Origin of the sequence: Mycobacterium sp. (assembly GCF_035603715.1) — a bacterium.
GTDB lineage: Bacteria > Actinomycetota > Actinomycetes > Mycobacteriales > Mycobacteriaceae > Mycobacterium.
The window spans coordinates 1-16,534 of sequence record NZ_DATNJW010000344.1 but is presented as its reverse complement, the minus strand read 5'-3'; the positions used below and the strand labels follow the sequence as shown (position 1 = coordinate 16,534).

Here is a 16,534-nt window from a genome sequence, read left to right as displayed (position 1 = left end):
GATGACAAGGTTGTCGTCGAACTCCGCGCTCTTGATGTCTGCAACCACAGAGTCAACCCACTCGTCGATACACGCCGTGACCAAGTCACCGGGCTTCCCTCGCCGACCTGGCAAATCAACGGTCAGCACCTTTAGCTCCGGGTCCGCGCGCCGGATCGCGTCGACGGTGGGCTCCCAACAATCAGCGGCGAACCCGCCACCATGCACGAGAACCAATGCGGGCATTGCCATGGCGGCCTCCTCTAGCGCCGTGCAAGAGGCATCGCGAACCCCACCTGGCGACCCGATCCGCACAGCTATTCTTCAGCTGAGACTTAGCAAACTCTACGGGTTGATCTCGGGCGTTTTCACGGTTTGCGATTGGGCAAGCGTCCCCGTGACCCAAGTGTGCGAGTCAAACCCGAACGCGCGTAGGGGGGGTGGGGTGTCCGCGCCAAAAGCACGGCCAGAAACACTCCCCCCGGTTCCGTCGCGATTACGAATGGGTCGGCGGCGCTTCGCCCTCCGCCCTGTCCGACGAGCCGGGACGCGCAGTGACCGATCGCGTCGCGGCGAGTTGCCCAAAGTAACGCAGAGACCACGACTGGCCAGCCCCGCAGGCCGTCGCGCTGCCAAGTCGACGAACTCCCCGATTGGCGCGACGGCTTCTGTCACATCGGAAGAGGTCGCTTTCTAAATCGGAACGACCCGTAGCCACCTCGCAAGCAGTCGTGGGCCGCCGTCGGACTCCCTTCGGGGTTTTGTTTCATCGACTTTGTGGCCGGGATCCAAACATTTGGCGTCGCGATCGACCGGTAGGAGCGCAAGCTGCACTTATGCGGCGATGGGTGCGCGAGCGAACTTCGATTTCGCCTTACGGGTCGACTCCGCCCATCGGCGCTACTGACGCAGCGACGATCAATTAGGAGGTTGTGCAGCAATGGATTTCGCATTTTTACCACCGGAGATCAACTCCGGGCGAATGTATGACGGCCCCGGGTCAGGGTCGATGCTGGCCGCCGCGGCGGCCTGGGACGGCCTCGCCGCCGAGTTGCACTCGACGGCAACCTCGTACGGATCGGTGATCTCGGAGCTAAGCGCAGGGCCCTGGCTTGGCGCCGCATCGGCGGCGATGACCGCCGCGGCCGAACCCTACGCCGCATGGATGCGATCCACCGCAAGCCAGGCCGAGCAGACCGCCATCCAAGCCAAAGCGGCGGCCGCTGCCTATGAGGCGACGTTCGCGGCGATGGTTCCCCCGCCGGTGATCGCAGCCAACCGCGCCCTGTTGCAGGCGCTGGTGGCGACAAACCTGTTCGGGCAAAATACTCCGGCGATCGCTGCCACCGAGACCCTCTACGCCGAGATGTGGGCGCAAGATGCGACCGCGATGTACGGCTACGCGGGCACCTCGGCGTCGGCGACGACCCTGACTCCGTTCACTCCGGCACCGCAGACGACAACCGGGGCGTCGGCCGCGACGAGCGCACAGGCGATCTCCGCGGGACTGCAGGGGGTTGCATCGACGGCGGCAGCCGATGCGGCGCCTGCATCGGCGCTGGAAACGCTGTCAGACCTGTCCACACTCGTTCTGTTCTTGCCGGGTGTGGCCCAGGCCGCGCTGACGCCATTGAACACCACCGGTTTATTTACCGACCTATCGTTCGACGACGATGAACTCCACTTCGAGGGGTTGGAAAGCACCGACCAAGACATCTTGAAAACGTTCACGTTCAACGGTTGGCACTTGCCACCCGATGTCGCCATCGAGAGCGGGTTGACGCGGCCGGCGATGGCGGTGGGCCCGGCGGAACTCCCGTCGGTGACGGCGGGTCTGGGTCAGGCTCCCACAGTCGGGACGTTGTCGGTGCCGCAGGCTTGGACCGTCGCAGCACCGGAGATCAGGCTCGCAGCATTAGCGTCGCCGTCGGCCGGATTGGCCGCTGCGCCAGAAGTCATGGCGTCCAGCAGTCCCGGAAGCCTCTTCAGCGAGATGACGCTGGCGAACATGGCCGGCCGCGCCATCACCGGCACGACGACCCGAGGATGTCAGGAGCGCACGGGGACGATTTCTCGCTCCCGCGCAGTGTCGACGCCCACCTCGCAGAGCGGCCACGGCACGGCAATCGCCGCAGACATTCGCCAATTCGCTGAAGCACTGGTCACACTCGGTGACCTACGCGATTCAGGGCTCCTAACAGAAGAGGAATTCACCGACCAGAAGGAACGCCTTCTCGCGCGTTGAAATCTCGTGGTCTCAACGGCGCCAGAACGGCGGGCAACCAACGTCTTACGTGCACGGCGGTAGTCCGCAGCCGGATCGCTTAGGCCGGAACTGGTGAAAACCCTGCGCCTGGACCACCTTTGGCGCTGACGTCGTTCATGATCGCGCTGAATTTCGTGTAATGCGTAAAATCAACTCGGGGGATGGTTGGGTCGGCGTTAACGGTTTGGCCGTTCTGGACCAGTCCAATCAGCAGGTCGTCGGAAGTGATCGGGCCTCCGTCATTTCCCGGCTGGAAGACTGCGTGATTCATTGCGCTTCGTGGCCCTGGCCCTGGGATACTCGCGATCCCGCCGCATTGGCTGCCGTTGGCAGCGCCGTTTGTACAAGCATGCGCGTGCCAGTCGGGGTCGGCTCCGATGCCCTTGATCGCGAATCCGGCGAAGTTTGCGGTCGGGGTCACCTTGGCGGGGTCGAACTTGATCACCCCGTAGTCCAGGCCGCCACCGACAGCGGCCACGGTGCCCACCGGGCCATGGTTGTCAGCCGCCTCGGCCAGGACTGGAGCGCCGGGACCACCGCAATGACCGGCGGTAAAACCCACTAAGTCGCCGGTCTTGTCGTGGCCAATAGTCCCGAGAGTGCAGTAGCTGCCCTCAACCACGATGCCAGCCCCACCCCCAAGCACGACGTGGCCGTCAGCGGCGGCGACGCCCACGATAGGAGCGACGGTCACTGCAGAAGCCACCGCGATCGTCGTGACCGCCTGGTGTCTGAGTCGCATTGCTAGCCGTCGCTAGGGATCACAACCCGATTGACGAGAGCACGTCGGCGACGACAGACGGGTCTATGGCGGTGGCAGGGTCCAAACTCGCCGCGAGGTCGGCGACCGATGAGGGGTCAAGACCGCCGGTGACTAGGGCAAACAATTCAGCACCGCCCACATTGAGGTCGGCGCTGAGCAGTCCCAGAGCGCCGTCAATCAGCGTCAGGTCGACGGAGTTGAAGCTACTACCGCTGAGTTCACCGGCTTGGTCAGCGGCGACGAACGCCTGGTCGGCTGAGAGCATGTTCGCAGCGGCGGTGACAAGCTGCTCGTCGGCGTTGGCCAAGAAAGTCTGGTCGGTTGCGGAAAAGTCGTCTTGCAACGTCGCCATCTGCGAGAGCGGTGATACCAGCTCAGTGTTGAGGTTTTCGGAATTGGCGAGGGTGTCCGCTTGGCGTGCGCTGAGGTCGGCTATGGGCGCTGCGTCCAACAGCGCGGTGCCTTGATTCAGGTCAGCGATCGCCTGGCCGATCACGTCACTTGGCGTTGCGGACGCGCTGGTGGCTAGGTCGGTGGCCGCCGCGCCGGCGACGTCAGAGCCGCCAAGGTGAAGGACCTGATTGATGACCGCGCCGACGACATTGGCGGGCAGCGAGTTGAACAACAGGGACTCGTCGAATTGGAGGCTCGCCGATGCCGCATCGAGTCCGGTAGTGGTTGAGGGATCGGCAGCATAGGCGTCAGCAGCCGACAGGAAGGCATCACTGGCCTGAGCAAGCTGCTGATCCGGGCCATTGAACAAGGATTCGCCCAAGCCCAACAACAAGCTGTTATCGGACGACAGCAACGGCGTCTGAATCGCCTCGGTTTGGGTGATGAGTTGCGTAAGGTCGGCCGAACTCGGGGGTGCTTCTCCGTACGCCTGGGTCCACACATTGAAGGCGTCGGTCACATTGGCCTCGGCTGAGTTCAGCAGCCCGATATCCGTTGACAGGTCATCGGCGTGCGCCGTGCCCATCCCGATCACGGCGGCAGCGGCGGCGGCTAAGCCCGCGCTGCTACCCCATTGCCGGACAAGACAACTGGCGCGGTGAATGCTGGTCATGAGGCCCCCGGGATAGGCGTGCTGATGCGTCAGAGCACGTAAGTGATGCTGAGAGGATCTAAGCTTAAGCGAAGGCCTGCTGCCAACACGCTGAACAAGATTGTTGTCCAGCAAGTTCCAAGGTTCGCGGTAAGCGCGCCTAGAAGCTGCCGCCGGACGGTTGCCGGGAGTCCCCGAACTTCGGTGTGGTCGTTATTGGCAACTGCCGGCCGGTGCCGGGACGGGTGCGGTCGGTTGCGGCACCAGAGCGCCGAACGGCCCTGGCGGTGGCGGGGGCTTGACGCACTGCACAACCACCAGTGCTGCCGTCCCCGGGGCGCCCCGGTTTATGGCGCGCCAGTATGAGCCATCCGCATAGGGCACGCCGTCGCACGACGGCTCGACAGGCGACATCATGTCAATCGTCCCGCCACCCGGGCAGTAGTGGGCGCCCAGGTCGGGCTTATGCGGGTCAGGGTCGGCGTGGCCGACCGGCGCAGCCAGCATCGCGGCGGCGAACAGCGCCAACGTCATCACATCCTTCATGACCGGCATCATGCTGCCTACCGCCACAGCCCGCCGTGCTTTGGGCCACGAAATCGTGCGATGTGTCGAAGATCTCGGCGTCCCGTCCGGCCCGTGCGATCATGCGCGAATGACATTGGCGCTGCTCCTTCGCGATCTGGTGCGGTGTTCGCGGCCGACCAGCGTTCTCGACATCGGCGCCAACCTTGTCGACGGTGATCCGCCCTACCAGCGGATGCTGGATGACGGGCTGTGCACGGTCACCGGTTTCGAGCCTCAGCAGCACGCGTTGGCGCAATTGGAGCGGCGCAAGGGGCCGATGGAGCGGTATCTCCCGCACGTCGTTGGCGACGGTCAGACGCATCGGCTGAAAATCACGAGAGCAGAAGGCATGACGAGCCTTCTCACACCCGACGTCAATCAGCTCCGACTGTTCACTGGGTTCCCGGAGTGGGGTTTGGTCGTCGAAGAGGTCGACGTCCAAACTCATCGTCTCGACGACCTCGACATCGACGAGTTCGACCTGCTCAAGATCGACATCCAGGGGGCGGAATTGATGGTGTTCCAGCATGGCCGGGAACGGCTGCGCAACGCGGTGGCGGTGCAGACCGAAATGTCGTTCGTCCCGCTGTACCGGGATCAGCCGACGTTCGGTGATGTGGATCGTGAGCTGCGGTCGCAAGGCTTCTCACCGCATTCGATGCCCGCAATGAAGCGGTGGCCGATCGCACCGGCGGTGTTCGGCGACGACTTCCGTATACCGGGCAATCAACTACTCGAGGCCGACATCGTTTATGTTCGCGATCTCGCCCACGCGGAATCCATGTCCAGTGAGCAACTTTCGCAGTTGGCGATGATCGCCTTTCACATCTACGGATCCGTCGACCTTGCCGTCTTCTGCGTCATCGAACTGCAACGGCGGGGGCATGCAGCACAAGACGCCGTGGAACAGCTACGGCAACTCGTCGACTAGCCGCGACGCGAAAAGCGGGCCGCTTAATCCACTGAGCTGATCGTCGCGTTGCAAATCGGTAGCGCGATGGGCAATTCGTGCGACACGGAATCGCCAGGCGCCGTGACTACCAACGTGCCTTCACGTGGGCAAGGATTTCCCGACCCATTGATGTCCAGCGCAGACGACTCGACGTCCGCGTTCGCGATGTCGCCCGGGTTGAGGTGAAGCACATGCGCCGCATTGGCCGGCCGGTTCGCGACGTGCACCAGCACGCCACCGGCCGCGGTGACCAGGTTTGCGTCCGGATATCCGGAGAGCATGCATTGGTTTGACGACGTGTTTTTGAAGGACACGACGACGCGCCGCAACGTATTTGCCGACTGGAGCGGTCCGTTGGTGACCGTCAGGTCAGCGTCGGAGCAATGACCCGGCGCACTCGCTGGCGCACCGCCGCCACCGCCGCCGTCGTTGGGCGGGCCCCCGGCGTGTGCGGTCGCGGCCACGCCGAATGTTGCGGCCGAAATGGCGATCCCAGCTGCTGCCAATGTCGCTAACGGCTTCATGATTTCTCCATTTGCTACTGAGGTTCGGATGCCGTGGCTCTATTCAATTCGGGACGTGCGGCACATTTTAGGCGCCAACTTTGAGTAGCCAATGAATAATCTCTGGAATCGGGCAAAATTAGATACTTCCTCTAGCGTGGCTTCATGCTGTTTATTTCCGGGATGACTGTGTCGCAGTGGCGTCGCGAAGTACTGCGAACCAACTTCTGGCTGGTGCCGAGCTTGGAGGTGCTCGCCTCGATTGCGCTGTTCGCAGCCACCTTGGAGGTAGATCGTGCCGTCTACCACGGCACGCTCACACTTCCGGCATGGGTGGAGGCCGGCAGCGCAGACACAGCACGCGAGATTCTCCTAGCGGTGGCCGCAGCGATCATGACGGTCATCGGAATCAATTTCTCGGTCACAATCGTTACATTGACGCTGGCATCAACCCAGTTCGGACCTCGGATGCTGCGAAACTTCATCCGTGATCGCGGTACTCAACTCACACTGGGCACGTTTGTGGCGACAGCCGTGTACTGCGTACTGGTCCTTCTGGCAGTCGGCCCCGGCGAGCACGGCGAATTCGTGCCGCACTTTTCCGTCTCCTGCGTATTCCTGCTGGTGCTGGTCGATCTGGCCGTGCTCATCTACTTCCTGCACCACATCGCGATCCAGATCCAGCTTCCCTTCGTAATCGCCAGTATTGCCGGAGATTTGAAGCGCTACCTGGGGGTGCGAAAGCCCGACATCCGGATGGCCACCGCAAACGAGCCGGACAGTGCAGAAATCGCCGCGCTGGTCGACACCATCGAGTCGTCAGGCGCGATGATCCGTACCCCGAAAGGCGGCTACCTGCAGGCCATCCGCTACGACATGCTGATTCGCGCCGCGTCGGGCGCCGATGCAGTGGTGCACTTGCCCTATCGCCCGGGGCACTTCTTGGTCGAGGACAGTGAACTCGCCGCAGTGTGGCCGCCCGAGGCTGCGAACCGCATGACCCGGAGCGTGAAACGAACACACGTCACCGGGCCGGTCCGCACACTGGCCCAGGACCCCGCCTTCGGGATCGACCAACTAGTCGAGATCGCCATCCGTGCACTCTCGCCGGCGGTCAACGACACATACACGGCGTTGACCTGCGTGGACTGGCTCAGCAACACGCTGTGCAAGCTCGCGAAAGTGTGGACGCCGGCACAGGCCTATCGCGACCGCGACGGCGCAATCCGGGTAATCTGCGAGCAGGTCACGTACGAAAACTTGGTCCAGCGGTCATTCGACAAGATCCGCCAGGCCAGTCGTGGGATGCCCGCCCTGCTGATGCGCCAACTCGAAGCAATCAAAGCGATCATGGAGCAGACCACCGACCTCGAACAGGCTCGTGCACTGATGGACGAGGCCACCATGATCCAGCGCGAAAACCTCGAGTCGGTGCATGAGGAATTCGACCGCGTCGCCGTCGAAGGCCGCTTCAAAGCCGTAGCCAGCGTCTATGCCCGGCTGAGCGACTCTGCCGCCAATCAGGTGCAACCGGAATACGACTTCACCTGACCGAGGGTTCAGCATCGAGGCGTCGTGATCCCTTGCACGCCAAGTCAGTTCACTGCGCCGCGGGTCACTTGCGGCCCCGGTGCGGCGCGATGCCGCGACAGCAGCCGCGCCGCTTGGCCCGGCGCACCGAGTTGAAGCATTGCAGCCAGCGCCGTTTCCAGAATCACCTCTTGCTGCACGCGACTGCCGCCGATCGAGGCAAGCCCGCCAAGCGATTCGAGGAGGTAGTCGAGCGCGGCGCGCGGCTCCCCCGCCGTCAACGCGATCAGGCCTTCGCCGATTAGACGCAAGGTCGTCAGCTGCGCATCGGTGGCACCCGGAACATTGATCGCGCGGATCGCGGCCGGATCGTTCGCCGCGGCCAGGACCAACAGCGCATGGAAGGCGATGAACGGTGTCTGCGGCGAAAAAGCAAGCGAGCCAACCTCGTTGATCACGCGCATCGGGTCGGGTGGCGTGACCCAGTCCGGGTGCAGACGTGCCCGCCACGCCAATGAACCCGCATCGACAAGGCAACGCACACCCTTCGAATGCGGCGGTGCGAGAAACGCGTTGTAGCGGCGCGCGGCAGCGGCCGCGTCGCCCATCGCCAGTTCGTGCAGCGCGGCATGCCATTGGAAGTGGGGTAGATAGCGCTGCGTGCTGCCGTCGCCGGGGATCCAGTCCGTCAGCCATTTCAGCCCGGCCCCGTGCGCATCGGTCTCGTAGTGCACGTGCGTCAGCGCATGTGCGGCGTTGCCGTTGCCTGGATCGAGTTCCAGTGCGGCGTCGGCCAAGTCGGCTGCGTCGTACCAGAGGCCCTGCTCGGTTCGCCCGTAGGCGCGTAGACCGAGATACCACGGCGCCTCGCCGTGCACACCGGTGAACCGCTCGACGTACTGCCAAGCATCCGGCAACGCGTCACCGGCACCGGCGAACGCGATCGACGGCGCCAGCACCAGCAACGCGACCGCGTCGTCCGGGACGCGATCGAGATGGTCGATGAGTGCGTCGGTACCCGCTTCGTTGCCCTTCTCACACCAGGTCGCGATGGCCTCGACGTGGCTGCGGTCTTCGTCGCTGCCATGCGCCAAAGCCGCACGCGCACGGGCGAGATGGCCGCTGACGGCGTCGGGCCCACCGGCCCGGTCCGGCCGTTCGGTGGCGATCATCGCCAACGCGACGTGCGCGCGTGCATGCTGCGGGTCTTCGGCGACCGCGGCCGCAAAGGCGGTCGAGGCGCGGTCTTGAACTGCGAGCAGGCGACGCACGCCTTCGGCATACGACGCAGAAGCACCGGTCAATGTCGGTGCAGCCGTGACCAGACGGGGCGCGCGCACCGGTTGATGGCGGGTGCCATCGGCAAGCAGCTTCGCGACAGCCGCTGCCTGCGTGCGGATTTCGGGAATCGCAGTGGTTTCCCACTCCTCGCCCTGACGAATGGAGCCGACGCAGATGATGTTGGGGACCGTGTCCCCCGACCCGTTGATGAGATAGCCGTCTTCAGTGAGCCGCACGCCGACGCCGCTCGGGTGCAGCGAGGCGACGTCTGCGGCCAACAGGTTGGCCCAGAGCGCAGAGCGTTGCAGCGACCGCCGGTCCCAGGCCGCGCCGGCCGCGACGACAACCGCGTCACCACGCCGGCGCACGGATCGGTCACTGGTGGTCACCACCAGCTCGACGCCCTTGCGGCGCAGCGACACATCGGCGACCTCACCCGCCTCGATGACCAGTTGGCCATCATCGATCGCGGCGTGGATCGCGTCGGCGATCGTGGGCGGCATCCGATGCCGAAGCACCTCCCACTGCCGCAGATCCTCGCGTAGGAACCGGCGCTGGTCCTCCCAGCCCAACGACTGCCAGAGCCGGGCGGTGCGCGGCCGAACCGCATCGATCACTTGCCGCCAGTCGGCACCGCCTTCGCGAGCGTGCTCGAGGTCCGCGGCAAGCGCGGCGCGCAGTTGCTCGAGCGAAACCTCGGCGGGCAGCGCGTCGAGGTGGGGCAATTCCGTCGGTGCACCGGTGGCACGGAATCGGCGCGGGAGTGCGCCGTGACGCGACAGCAGCGTGACCGCGGTACCGCGCGCGGTGAGATGCAGCGCGACATCAACCCCGGTGAGCCCCGAGCCGATCACCAAAACGTTGGCCGGTCGTCGCGCACCGAGCGCCGCCAGCGCGCCAGGCGCCCACGGGTCCAGCACCACCCTGCCGTCGGTGCCTTCGGCCAGCACCGGGGCGAAGGCACGTTCCAACGAGTCGGGCATGCCGCTCTGCGGCCGCCCGGACGCGAGCACCACGGCGTCGGCCGACAAATGGCGTCCGTCGTTAAGCGACAACCGCACTGGGGTGCCCGGTGTCAATTCCACGCCCTCGGCGGTCTCCATTCGCACATCGGCTGTCGCAAGCTGGTCTTGCAGGTATCGGCCGTAGGCAAGCCGTGGTGCAAAGCTTTCGGCCGGCGTGACGGCTCGCTCGTCCAGCCAGCGGGTGAAGTGATCGGGATCGTCTGGCCAGGCCGACATCCGCGGCGCGGGCACGTTCAGCAGAAACGTCGGGTCGTCGGTTCCGTACGCCGCTCCGGTGCCGGGTCGCCCGGAGGCGTCGATCAACGTGATCTGCGCGTCCGGCACGGCGCGGCGGAGATGCACCGCGGCGAGCACACCCGCGGCCCCACCGCCGACAATCGCGACACGCATCATGGCGGAAGGCTATATCTCACCGGCTGATTGAGCTGCTTAACGCACGATGAGAGCCAGCTGGCGCGCCGCTTAATCACCCCTCAACGACTAAGTGGTACGTCACGTACCGCTTTAGGTTAGCGGGACACCCCGTACCGTGTAAAGCATGAGCTCGAGCGAGTGCGGCCATGTCCGAGTTTGTTGACGGGCGAACGACCCGCTGGTCAGGTCAGCGGGACAGGCGTCGCGCCGAATTCGTGGACGCGGCGTTGCGTGCTATCGCGCACTACGGCCCCCAGACGTCGACCGAGCAGGTCGCCCGCTACGTAGGGGTGACCCGCACCAAGCTGTATCGGTACTTCGGCGGCGCCGCTGACCTGCATCACAGCATCGCGCGGCGGGCAAGCGACATGCTGATCGCCGCGCAGAGGCCGGTGTGGAATCCGACCGGGCGCCCGATCGAGATGATCACCCACGCGGTCTCGAGGCATCTACGGTGGCGCGTAGACCACCCGCATTTGTACGAATATTTGACTCTGCACCCGCTCAGCGACGACGTCAACGGCGTCGCTGCCATTCGCGAAGTCAACAGCGCTGTCGCCGGAAGCGTAGCGGGCCAGCTCGAGGGGTATTTCTGGGCAGTCGGGTCGGGTGACATCCCAGTCGAGCCGCTGAGCTTCGGCATCGTCGGCTTCGTCGAATCAGCCACCACCCACTGGCTCAACAGCCCCGCACCCCAGCCCCTCGCGGAATTCACGGCGCAACTCTCCGAATGGATCTGGGCGCTGCTGAGCAGCGCACTGCAATCGCGCGGGATCCACCTTGACCCGCAAGAACCGATACCCGCTCCAGCTCAGGAAATCTGATAGCCCGCTACAACCCGCCCAGATCGTCAGGGACGTCAACGGCGTTCTCCTGCAAGGCTTCCAGTGGCACGACCTCGAGGGTCCGCTCATGGGTGGACGCCAACACCACCGGGGCGGCGAACCCATCGCGGTAGGCCAACAGCCAGTTGCCGGCGGTGACGCACCACCGGTCCCCGGGCACCAGGCCGGGAAACCGGAACTGCGGCATCGGTGTTGAGAGGTCATTGCCGATCATGCGCTGATGCTCGAGGAATTCGGCAGTCACCACCGCGCAAATCGTGTGCAAACCAAGATCTTCCGGGCCGCTCGAGCAGCAACCGTCGCGGTAGAAGCCGGTGAGCGGCTCGCTGCCGCACGGTTCCAGCGGACCCCCCAGTACGTTGCGTTCAGGCATTCATGCCCCGCCCTGCATCGCCTCGACCAGGTCCGCAGCGCGCTCGACTTGTTCGAGGTCGGAACTGGTTGGGATGAGCTGGATTTCGTCGGCTCCGACCGCTTCGAACTTACGAAGCACGGCGGCCAGATCGTCCTCGCCACCGGCGAAGCCGGTCGTGGGCGCCATCGCGTCGATGTATTCGGCCGGTATCCAGTTCATGTACCGGCGCAAATGCCGGTGCACCTGCCGGCGGGCCTCGTCGACTGAGCCGAGCGCGAACCAGAACGAGGTGGCCAGGTGCGGCTTGGTCTTGCCGGTCTCGGCCCACGCGTCGCGTGCGACGTCGAATAGCTCGTTCTGCTTGGCGACGTCGAGGTCCAACGTGGTGCCGGCCAGGCCGTCGGCCCACGCCGCGGCACTGCGCAGCGTCTTGGGCCCGATGGTCCCGACCAGCAGCGGCGGCCCGCCCGGCTGGACCGGCGCCGGACCGACCGGCAGGACCGACTCGGTGATTTTCTCGCCGCCCCACACGCGTTTCATCACGGCGACCGACTTGGCCATCCCGCGCATCGTCTGCGTCGCCGGATCAGCGCCAACGGCCCGGTAGTCCTCGACCCGGCCGCCGACACCAAGCCCTACGGTCAACCGCCCGCCGGACAGCATGTCGCCGGTCGCCAACGCCTTCGCCAGCATCACCGGGTCGTGCAGTTGGGGCACCATCACTGTCGTCACCAGCCGTACCCGGTCGGTCCACGCGGCCAGCGCGCCCAGCAACGTCAACGTCTCGGGGTTGTCGAAGGCCATCCGCTCGCCCCAACACAACGACGAGAACGGTCCGTCGTCGATCGCCTGCGCCCAGTCCCGCAGCACCTCGGCGTCCAATTCCGGCTCCATCACCGGCATGGTCATCGCTACCCGCACAATCGAGATTCTGGCATGCGGACCGTTCTATGCCCGCACCTCGCCGACGTGGCAGCATCACCGGGATGGTCATCACCGCCAACTCGATCGCGCATGTGCGGCTCACCGTCACCGACATCGAGCGGTCTCGACGGTTCTACGAGAGCGTCTTCGGCTGGCCCGTCCTGCTCGAGGTTCCCGACAACGCAGACGAGGCGACGCGCAAGCAGCTCGGCTTCCTGTTCGGTGGTGTCATCTATGACTTGGGCGGCGCGCTGATCGCGCTGCGGCCGGTGGCCACTGACCGTTTTCACGAGGACCGCGCCGGCCTGGACCACATCGCGTTCCGGACGGCCGACAGGGCCGAATTAGACTCCGCAGCACAGTTTCTCGACGAACTCGGCATCGACCACGAGCCGATCAAAGACATCGGGCCGTCCTACATTTTGGAGTTTCGCGATCCGGACAACATCGCCCTGGAGTTGACCGCGCCGAAATAGCACCGGCGTTGTGGCGACGTTGTGGCGCCGGCCCGGCCAGAGTGGTTCACTGGTAAGCACGATGCCTATCGAGTTCAACCACACCATCGTTGCCGCCCACGATCAGCGGAAGTCCGCCGAGTTCATCAGCGAACTGTTCGGGCTGCCGAGTCCTAAACCGTTCGGCCACTTTCTCGCCGTAGCCCTGGAACACGGCGCAACCCTCGACTACGCCGAGGTGGCCACCGCCGAAGAGATTCGCCCACAGCATTACGCGTTTTTGGTTTCCGAGGACGACTTCGACGCGATCTACGGCAAGATCACGTCACGCGGGCTGCAGCATTGGGCCGATCCGGCCAGACGACGGCCCGGCGAGTTCAACACCAACGACGGCGGTCGCGGCGTCTACTTCCAGGATCCGGCCGGCCACTATTTGGAGATCCTCACCCGGCCCTACGGGTCGGGCAGCTAGCCGGCGCCGCGCTGAGCGTGCCGGTGACTCTCCTGGTCGCGGTAATCGTCGGCCATGCGAGCGACGTGGTCGGGCAGGGCTCCGGCCGCGACGTCAGCCAGGCTGGTCTGCTCCAGCACCGAGCGCATGCTGGCCCGCAGCGCCCGCCAGACGTCGGTGAGCGCCGCGGTCGGGCCGGAATAGGGCAGATCGCCCAGCCCGATGTCGCGGACGCTGGCCAGCGGGCCGTCGATGCAGCGCAATACGTCGGCGATGCTGATTTCTGTTCCGGGACGGGCTAATTCGTAGCCGCCGTCGCGACCGCGGTGGCTGCGCACCAACCGATCGTTGCGCAGCGTAGACAAGATGTCGACGAGAAACTGCGGCGGGATTCCCTGAGCATTCGCCAGATCGTCGGTGGTGACGCGGACGCCGTCACCGAGGGTGGCCAGCTCGACCATCGCCCGCACCGCGTACTCCGCCTTCGCCGACATCCGCATGGAATGGGATTGTCCCACCGTTCGCTGCTCAGCCCGTGACCGCGAGCACCGCGTCGGCGTATTCAGGGCGGCACACCACCAGGTCCGGCAACAGCGGGTCGGCCCGGTTGTACTCCAGCGGCGACCCGTTGATGCGCGAGGTGTGCAATCCGGCGGCGCGGGCCACAGCGACCGGAGCCGCCGAATCCCACTCGTACTGTCCGCCGGCGTGGACGTAGATGTCGGCCAACCCCTGGATGACGGCGGCGACCTTGGCTCCGGCCGAGCCCATCTCGACCAGGGTGCCGTTCAGCTGATCGCGGACTTGAAGAGCGATCGCCGGCGGGCGGGTGCGCGACACCACGATCCGGGGTTGTCCGGAATGCGCCGGTGGGGGTGCCGGATCGGGGGTGGCCAACGTAATGCCCTGTGCCGGAAGGGCAACCGCGCCCGCGACGAGGACACCGGATTGCCACAGCGCGACGTGCACGGCCCAGTCCTCGCGGCCGAGTTCGGAGAACTCCCGGGTGCCGTCCAGCGGATCGACGATCCACACCCGTTGCGCGCTCAGCCGCACCGGGTCGTCGACTCCCTCTTCGGAGAGCACCGCATCATCCGGACGTTCACGTGCCAGCGCTTCCATCAGGTAGTCGTGGGACCGCTTGTCCCCCGCGGCTTTCCGCTCGGCCGCGGTGGCATCGGCAAGCTCCGCACGCACCGCGAGCAACAGCTGGCCGGCTTCGGTGGCCAGCCGGGCCGCCACCTCGTGGTCGTTGTCGCCGCTCAACTGCGAGCCTCGATCAGATCGACGACCTGCTGTGCCAACTCGTCGCAGCTGCGATCCGGCGTGAGCCGCAAATCGGGGTTCTTCGGCCGCTGGTACGGGCTGTCGATTCCGGTGAAGTGGGTGATCTCACCCGCCCGCGCCTTGGCGTAGAGGCCCTTGGGGTCTCGCCGCTCGCAATCCTCCAGCGGGGTGTCGCAGAACAGCTCGATGAAATCGAGGCCGGCGTCCGCATGCACCCCGCGGGCCAGGTCGCGATGTTCTTCCAGGGGGCTGATCGCCGGCACCAGCACGGTGTGGCCCGTGTCGGCGATCAGCGCCGCGACGTGCGCCAGCCGGCGCATGTTCTCGGCGCGGTCGGCCATGGAAAAGCCCAGATCCGCGTTCAGGCCGTGGCGCAGATTGTCGCCGTCGAGAACATAAGCGGGAATGCCCTTTTCGAGCAGCTTCTGCTCGACGAGCATCGCCACCGACGACTTGCCCGAACCCGAAAGGCCGGTGAACCACAGGGTGCGGCCCCGCGCCGTCCGATCCTCGGCCGTCACCAGCGACTTGTGCACCACCGTGTTGGGGCTGGACGAGAGACTCGAGACCTCCCGCAGCACCATGCCCGCGGCGACGGTCCCATTGGTGTTCGGGTCGATCAGGATGAACGACCCGGTGCTGGCGTTGCGGGTGTACTCGTCCAGCAGCAGCGGCACCTGGGAGCGCAGCGACACACGGCCAAGCTCGTTGAGCTGCAACGCGGTTGCGTCCTTGTCACGACGCAGCGTATTGACATCAAGCCGGTAGTCCAGCGCGGTGACCCTGACCCGCGTGGTCTGGGTGGTGTGCTTGATCAGATAGTCGCGGCCGGATTCCAGCGCCGCGGCGTCGGCCATCCAGCACACCGTCGCATCGAATTCCTGGGTGACCCGCGGCGCATTGGCGGGCCGGGCGATCATGTCGCCGCGGGAGATGTCGATGTCGTCGGCGAGGCTGACCGAGACGGCCATCGGCGGAAATGCCTCTGCCACTGGCCCGTTGGGCCCTTCGATCGCGGTGATGCGGGTGGGCTTACCGGTCGGCAGCACGACGACATCATCGCCCGGACGCATCACACCGCTGGCGACCGTGCCCGCGTAGCTGCGGTGGTCTTGATGATCGCGAGTCTGCGGCCGGATGACGTACTGCACTGGGAACCGAACGTCGACCAGGTTACGGTCGGCGGCGACGTAGACCTCTTCGAGGTGCGACAGCAGCGTCGGGCCCTCGTACCACGGGGTGTGGTCGGACTTGGTGACCACGTTGTCGCCGTGCAGCGCCGACATCGGGATGGTGAGCACATCTTGGACGTCGAGGCGAGTGGCAAAGGCGTAGAACTCGTCACGGATCGACTCGAAAGTTTCTTTGTCCCAATCGATCAGGTCCATCTTGTTAACGGCGAGCACGATGTGCTCGATGCCCAGCAGCGACGCCAGGAACGTGTGCCGGCGGGACTGCTCCAGCAGACCGTGCCGGGCGTCGACGAGCACGATGGCCAGCTGGGCGGTGGACGCCCCGGTCACCATGTTGCGGGTGTACTGGGTGTGACCCGGAGTGTCGGCGATGATGAATTTCCGCTTGGGAGTGGCGAAGTAACGGTAGGCGACATCGATGGTGATGCCCTGTTCGCGTTCGGCCCGCAAGCCATCGGTCACCAGCGCGAGGTCGGTGTATTCGTGACCGCGCTCCTCGGAGGCCCGTTTGACCGATGCCCACTGGTCTTCCATCACGGCCTTGGAGTCATACAGCAGGCGACCGATCAGCGTGGACTTGCCGTCATCGACGGAACCGGCGGTCGCGAGACGCAACAGCGTCGTGGAAACGGTCATCAGAAGTAGCCCTGCCGCTTGCGATCTTCCATGCCGGCTTCGGAGATCCGATCGTCGGCCCTG

18 protein-coding genes are annotated in these 16,534 nt (G+C 65.3%); 6 read left to right on the top strand and 12 right to left on the bottom strand.

Annotated elements, in window-relative coordinates:
* A partial coding sequence (locus VN856_RS14395; protein ID WP_325690122.1) for an alpha/beta hydrolase occupies positions 1-231 on the bottom strand: 231 nt, incomplete at its 3' end.
* A 688-nt stretch (positions 232-919) separates the two neighbouring features.
* Here VN856_RS14395 and VN856_RS14390 point away from each other — a divergent pair.
* Positions 920-2,224, top strand: coding sequence for a PPE family protein, SVP subgroup (locus VN856_RS14390; protein WP_325690120.1), 1,305 nt, complete (start codon positions 920-922; stop codon positions 2,222-2,224).
* Positions 2,225-2,303: 79 nt separating this feature from the next.
* Here the strand turns inward: VN856_RS14390 and VN856_RS14385 are convergent, their stop codons facing one another.
* The 3 genes from VN856_RS14385 to VN856_RS14375 all read right to left on the bottom strand — a co-directional run bounded on the left by VN856_RS14385 (position 2,304) and on the right by VN856_RS14375 (position 4,599).
* The gene (locus VN856_RS14385) at positions 2,304-2,939 is read right to left on the bottom strand and encodes a serine protease (RefSeq protein ID WP_325690118.1); all 636 of its coding nucleotides are present in this window, start codon (positions 2,937-2,939) and stop codon (positions 2,304-2,306) included.
* 67 nt (positions 2,940-3,006) lie between these two features.
* A complete protein-coding gene (locus VN856_RS14380) occupies positions 3,007-4,074 on the bottom strand; it encodes a hypothetical protein (protein WP_325690116.1) in 1,068 nt (355 codons plus the stop codon).
* A gap of 192 nt (positions 4,075-4,266) precedes the next feature.
* Positions 4,267-4,599, bottom strand: a complete 333-nt coding sequence (locus tag VN856_RS14375; RefSeq protein WP_325690114.1) for a hypothetical protein — start codon at positions 4,597-4,599, stop codon at positions 4,267-4,269.
* 109 nt (positions 4,600-4,708) lie between these two features.
* Here VN856_RS14375 and VN856_RS14370 point away from each other — a divergent pair, with 109 nt between their 5' ends.
* Positions 4,709-5,551, top strand: a complete 843-nt coding sequence (locus VN856_RS14370; RefSeq protein ID WP_325690112.1) for an FkbM family methyltransferase — start codon at positions 4,709-4,711, stop codon at positions 5,549-5,551.
* 23 nt (positions 5,552-5,574) lie between these two features.
* Here the strand turns inward: VN856_RS14370 and VN856_RS14365 are convergent, their stop codons facing one another.
* On the bottom strand, positions 5,575-6,096 hold the full coding sequence (locus tag VN856_RS14365; protein ID WP_325690110.1) for a DUF4232 domain-containing protein: 522 nt from the start codon (positions 6,094-6,096) through the stop codon (positions 5,575-5,577).
* Positions 6,097-6,240: 144 nt separating this feature from the next.
* Here VN856_RS14365 and VN856_RS14360 point away from each other — a divergent pair, with 144 nt between their 5' ends.
* Positions 6,241-7,626: a DUF2254 domain-containing protein gene (locus tag VN856_RS14360; protein ID WP_325690108.1), complete on the top strand. Its 1,386-nt coding sequence runs from the start codon at positions 6,241-6,243 to the stop codon at positions 7,624-7,626.
* A gap of 44 nt (positions 7,627-7,670) precedes the next feature.
* Here VN856_RS14360 and VN856_RS14355 read toward each other — a convergent pair whose 3' ends face one another.
* The gene (locus VN856_RS14355; RefSeq protein ID WP_325690106.1) at positions 7,671-10,304 is read right to left on the bottom strand and encodes an FAD/NAD(P)-binding protein; all 2,634 of its coding nucleotides are present in this window, start codon (positions 10,302-10,304) and stop codon (positions 7,671-7,673) included.
* Positions 10,305-10,471: 167 nt separating this feature from the next.
* Between VN856_RS14355 and VN856_RS14350 the strand changes: the two genes are divergently transcribed.
* Complete coding sequence (locus VN856_RS14350; protein WP_325690105.1) at positions 10,472-11,149, top strand: TetR/AcrR family transcriptional regulator; 678 nt, start codon at positions 10,472-10,474, stop codon at positions 11,147-11,149.
* 7 nt (positions 11,150-11,156) lie between these two features.
* Here the strand turns inward: VN856_RS14350 and VN856_RS14345 are convergent, their stop codons facing one another.
* Positions 11,157-11,543 carry a DUF2237 domain-containing protein gene (locus VN856_RS14345; RefSeq protein WP_325690103.1) on the bottom strand — a complete coding sequence of 129 codons (387 nt, stop codon included), beginning with the start codon at positions 11,541-11,543 and terminating at the stop codon, positions 11,157-11,159.
* Positions 11,544-12,434, bottom strand: a complete 891-nt coding sequence (locus VN856_RS14340) for an LLM class flavin-dependent oxidoreductase (RefSeq protein ID WP_325690130.1) — start codon at positions 12,432-12,434, stop codon at positions 11,544-11,546. It abuts the gene before it with no gap.
* A gap of 77 nt (positions 12,435-12,511) precedes the next feature.
* Between VN856_RS14340 and VN856_RS14335 the strand changes: the two genes are divergently transcribed.
* Together VN856_RS14335 and VN856_RS14330 are read left to right on the top strand one after the other, a co-directional pair.
* Positions 12,512-12,925, top strand: coding sequence for a VOC family protein (locus VN856_RS14335; protein ID WP_325690128.1), 414 nt, complete (start codon positions 12,512-12,514; stop codon positions 12,923-12,925).
* 61 nt (positions 12,926-12,986) lie between these two features.
* Positions 12,987-13,376: a VOC family protein gene (locus VN856_RS14330; RefSeq protein ID WP_325690101.1), complete on the top strand. Its 390-nt coding sequence runs from the start codon at positions 12,987-12,989 to the stop codon at positions 13,374-13,376.
* On the opposite strand, the gene VN856_RS14325 is transcribed toward VN856_RS14330, so the two are convergent.
* The 4 genes from VN856_RS14325 to VN856_RS14310 form a co-directional block, all read right to left on the bottom strand.
* The gene (locus VN856_RS14325; protein WP_325690126.1) at positions 13,373-13,855 is read right to left on the bottom strand and encodes an Rrf2 family transcriptional regulator; all 483 of its coding nucleotides are present in this window, start codon (positions 13,853-13,855) and stop codon (positions 13,373-13,375) included. The genes VN856_RS14330 and VN856_RS14325 overlap by 4 nt on opposite strands.
* A 28-nt stretch (positions 13,856-13,883) precedes the next feature.
* Positions 13,884-14,621, bottom strand: a complete 738-nt coding sequence (locus VN856_RS14320; protein WP_325690099.1) for a 3'(2'),5'-bisphosphate nucleotidase CysQ — start codon at positions 14,619-14,621, stop codon at positions 13,884-13,886.
* Positions 14,618-16,471, bottom strand: coding sequence for an adenylyl-sulfate kinase (gene cysC, locus VN856_RS14315; RefSeq protein WP_325690098.1), 1,854 nt, complete (start codon positions 16,469-16,471; stop codon positions 14,618-14,620). The genes VN856_RS14320 and cysC overlap by 4 nt, the downstream gene beginning before the upstream one ends.
* The coding region (locus VN856_RS14310) for a hypothetical protein (protein WP_325690124.1) at positions 16,471-16,534 on the bottom strand (64 nt) is incomplete at its 5' end. The genes VN856_RS14310 and cysC, both read right to left, overlap by 1 nt.

Bases quoted from the DNA above. Each gene is read 5' to 3' on its own strand.
- VN856_RS14335 (WP_325690128.1), top strand. From the start codon at position 12,512: ATGGTCATCACCGCCAACTCGATCGCGCATGTGCGGCTCACCGTCACC.
- VN856_RS14365 (WP_325690110.1), bottom strand. From the start codon at position 6,096: ATGAAGCCGTTAGCGACATTGGCAGCAGCTGGGATCGCCATTTCGGCC.
- VN856_RS14380 (WP_325690116.1), bottom strand. From the start codon at position 4,074: ATGACCAGCATTCACCGCGCCAGTTGTCTTGTCCGGCAATGGGGTAGC.
- VN856_RS14330 (WP_325690101.1), top strand. From the start codon at position 12,987: ATGCCTATCGAGTTCAACCACACCATCGTTGCCGCCCACGATCAGCGG.
- VN856_RS14350 (WP_325690105.1), top strand. From the start codon at position 10,472: ATGTCCGAGTTTGTTGACGGGCGAACGACCCGCTGGTCAGGTCAGCGG.
- VN856_RS14345 (WP_325690103.1), bottom strand. From the start codon at position 11,543: ATGCCTGAACGCAACGTACTGGGGGGTCCGCTGGAACCGTGCGGCAGC.
- VN856_RS14390 (WP_325690120.1), top strand. From the start codon at position 920: ATGGATTTCGCATTTTTACCACCGGAGATCAACTCCGGGCGAATGTAT.
- VN856_RS14325 (WP_325690126.1), bottom strand. From the start codon at position 13,855: ATGCGGATGTCGGCGAAGGCGGAGTACGCGGTGCGGGCGATGGTCGAG.
- VN856_RS14370 (WP_325690112.1), top strand. From the start codon at position 4,709: ATGACATTGGCGCTGCTCCTTCGCGATCTGGTGCGGTGTTCGCGGCCG.
- VN856_RS14340 (WP_325690130.1), bottom strand. From the start codon at position 12,434: ATGACCATGCCGGTGATGGAGCCGGAATTGGACGCCGAGGTGCTGCGG.
- VN856_RS14355 (WP_325690106.1), bottom strand. From the start codon at position 10,304: ATGATGCGTGTCGCGATTGTCGGCGGTGGGGCCGCGGGTGTGCTCGCC.
- cysC (WP_325690098.1), bottom strand. From the start codon at position 16,471: ATGACCGTTTCCACGACGCTGTTGCGTCTCGCGACCGCCGGTTCCGTC.
- VN856_RS14375 (WP_325690114.1), bottom strand. From the start codon at position 4,599: ATGAAGGATGTGATGACGTTGGCGCTGTTCGCCGCCGCGATGCTGGCT.
- VN856_RS14360 (WP_325690108.1), top strand. From the start codon at position 6,241: ATGCTGTTTATTTCCGGGATGACTGTGTCGCAGTGGCGTCGCGAAGTA.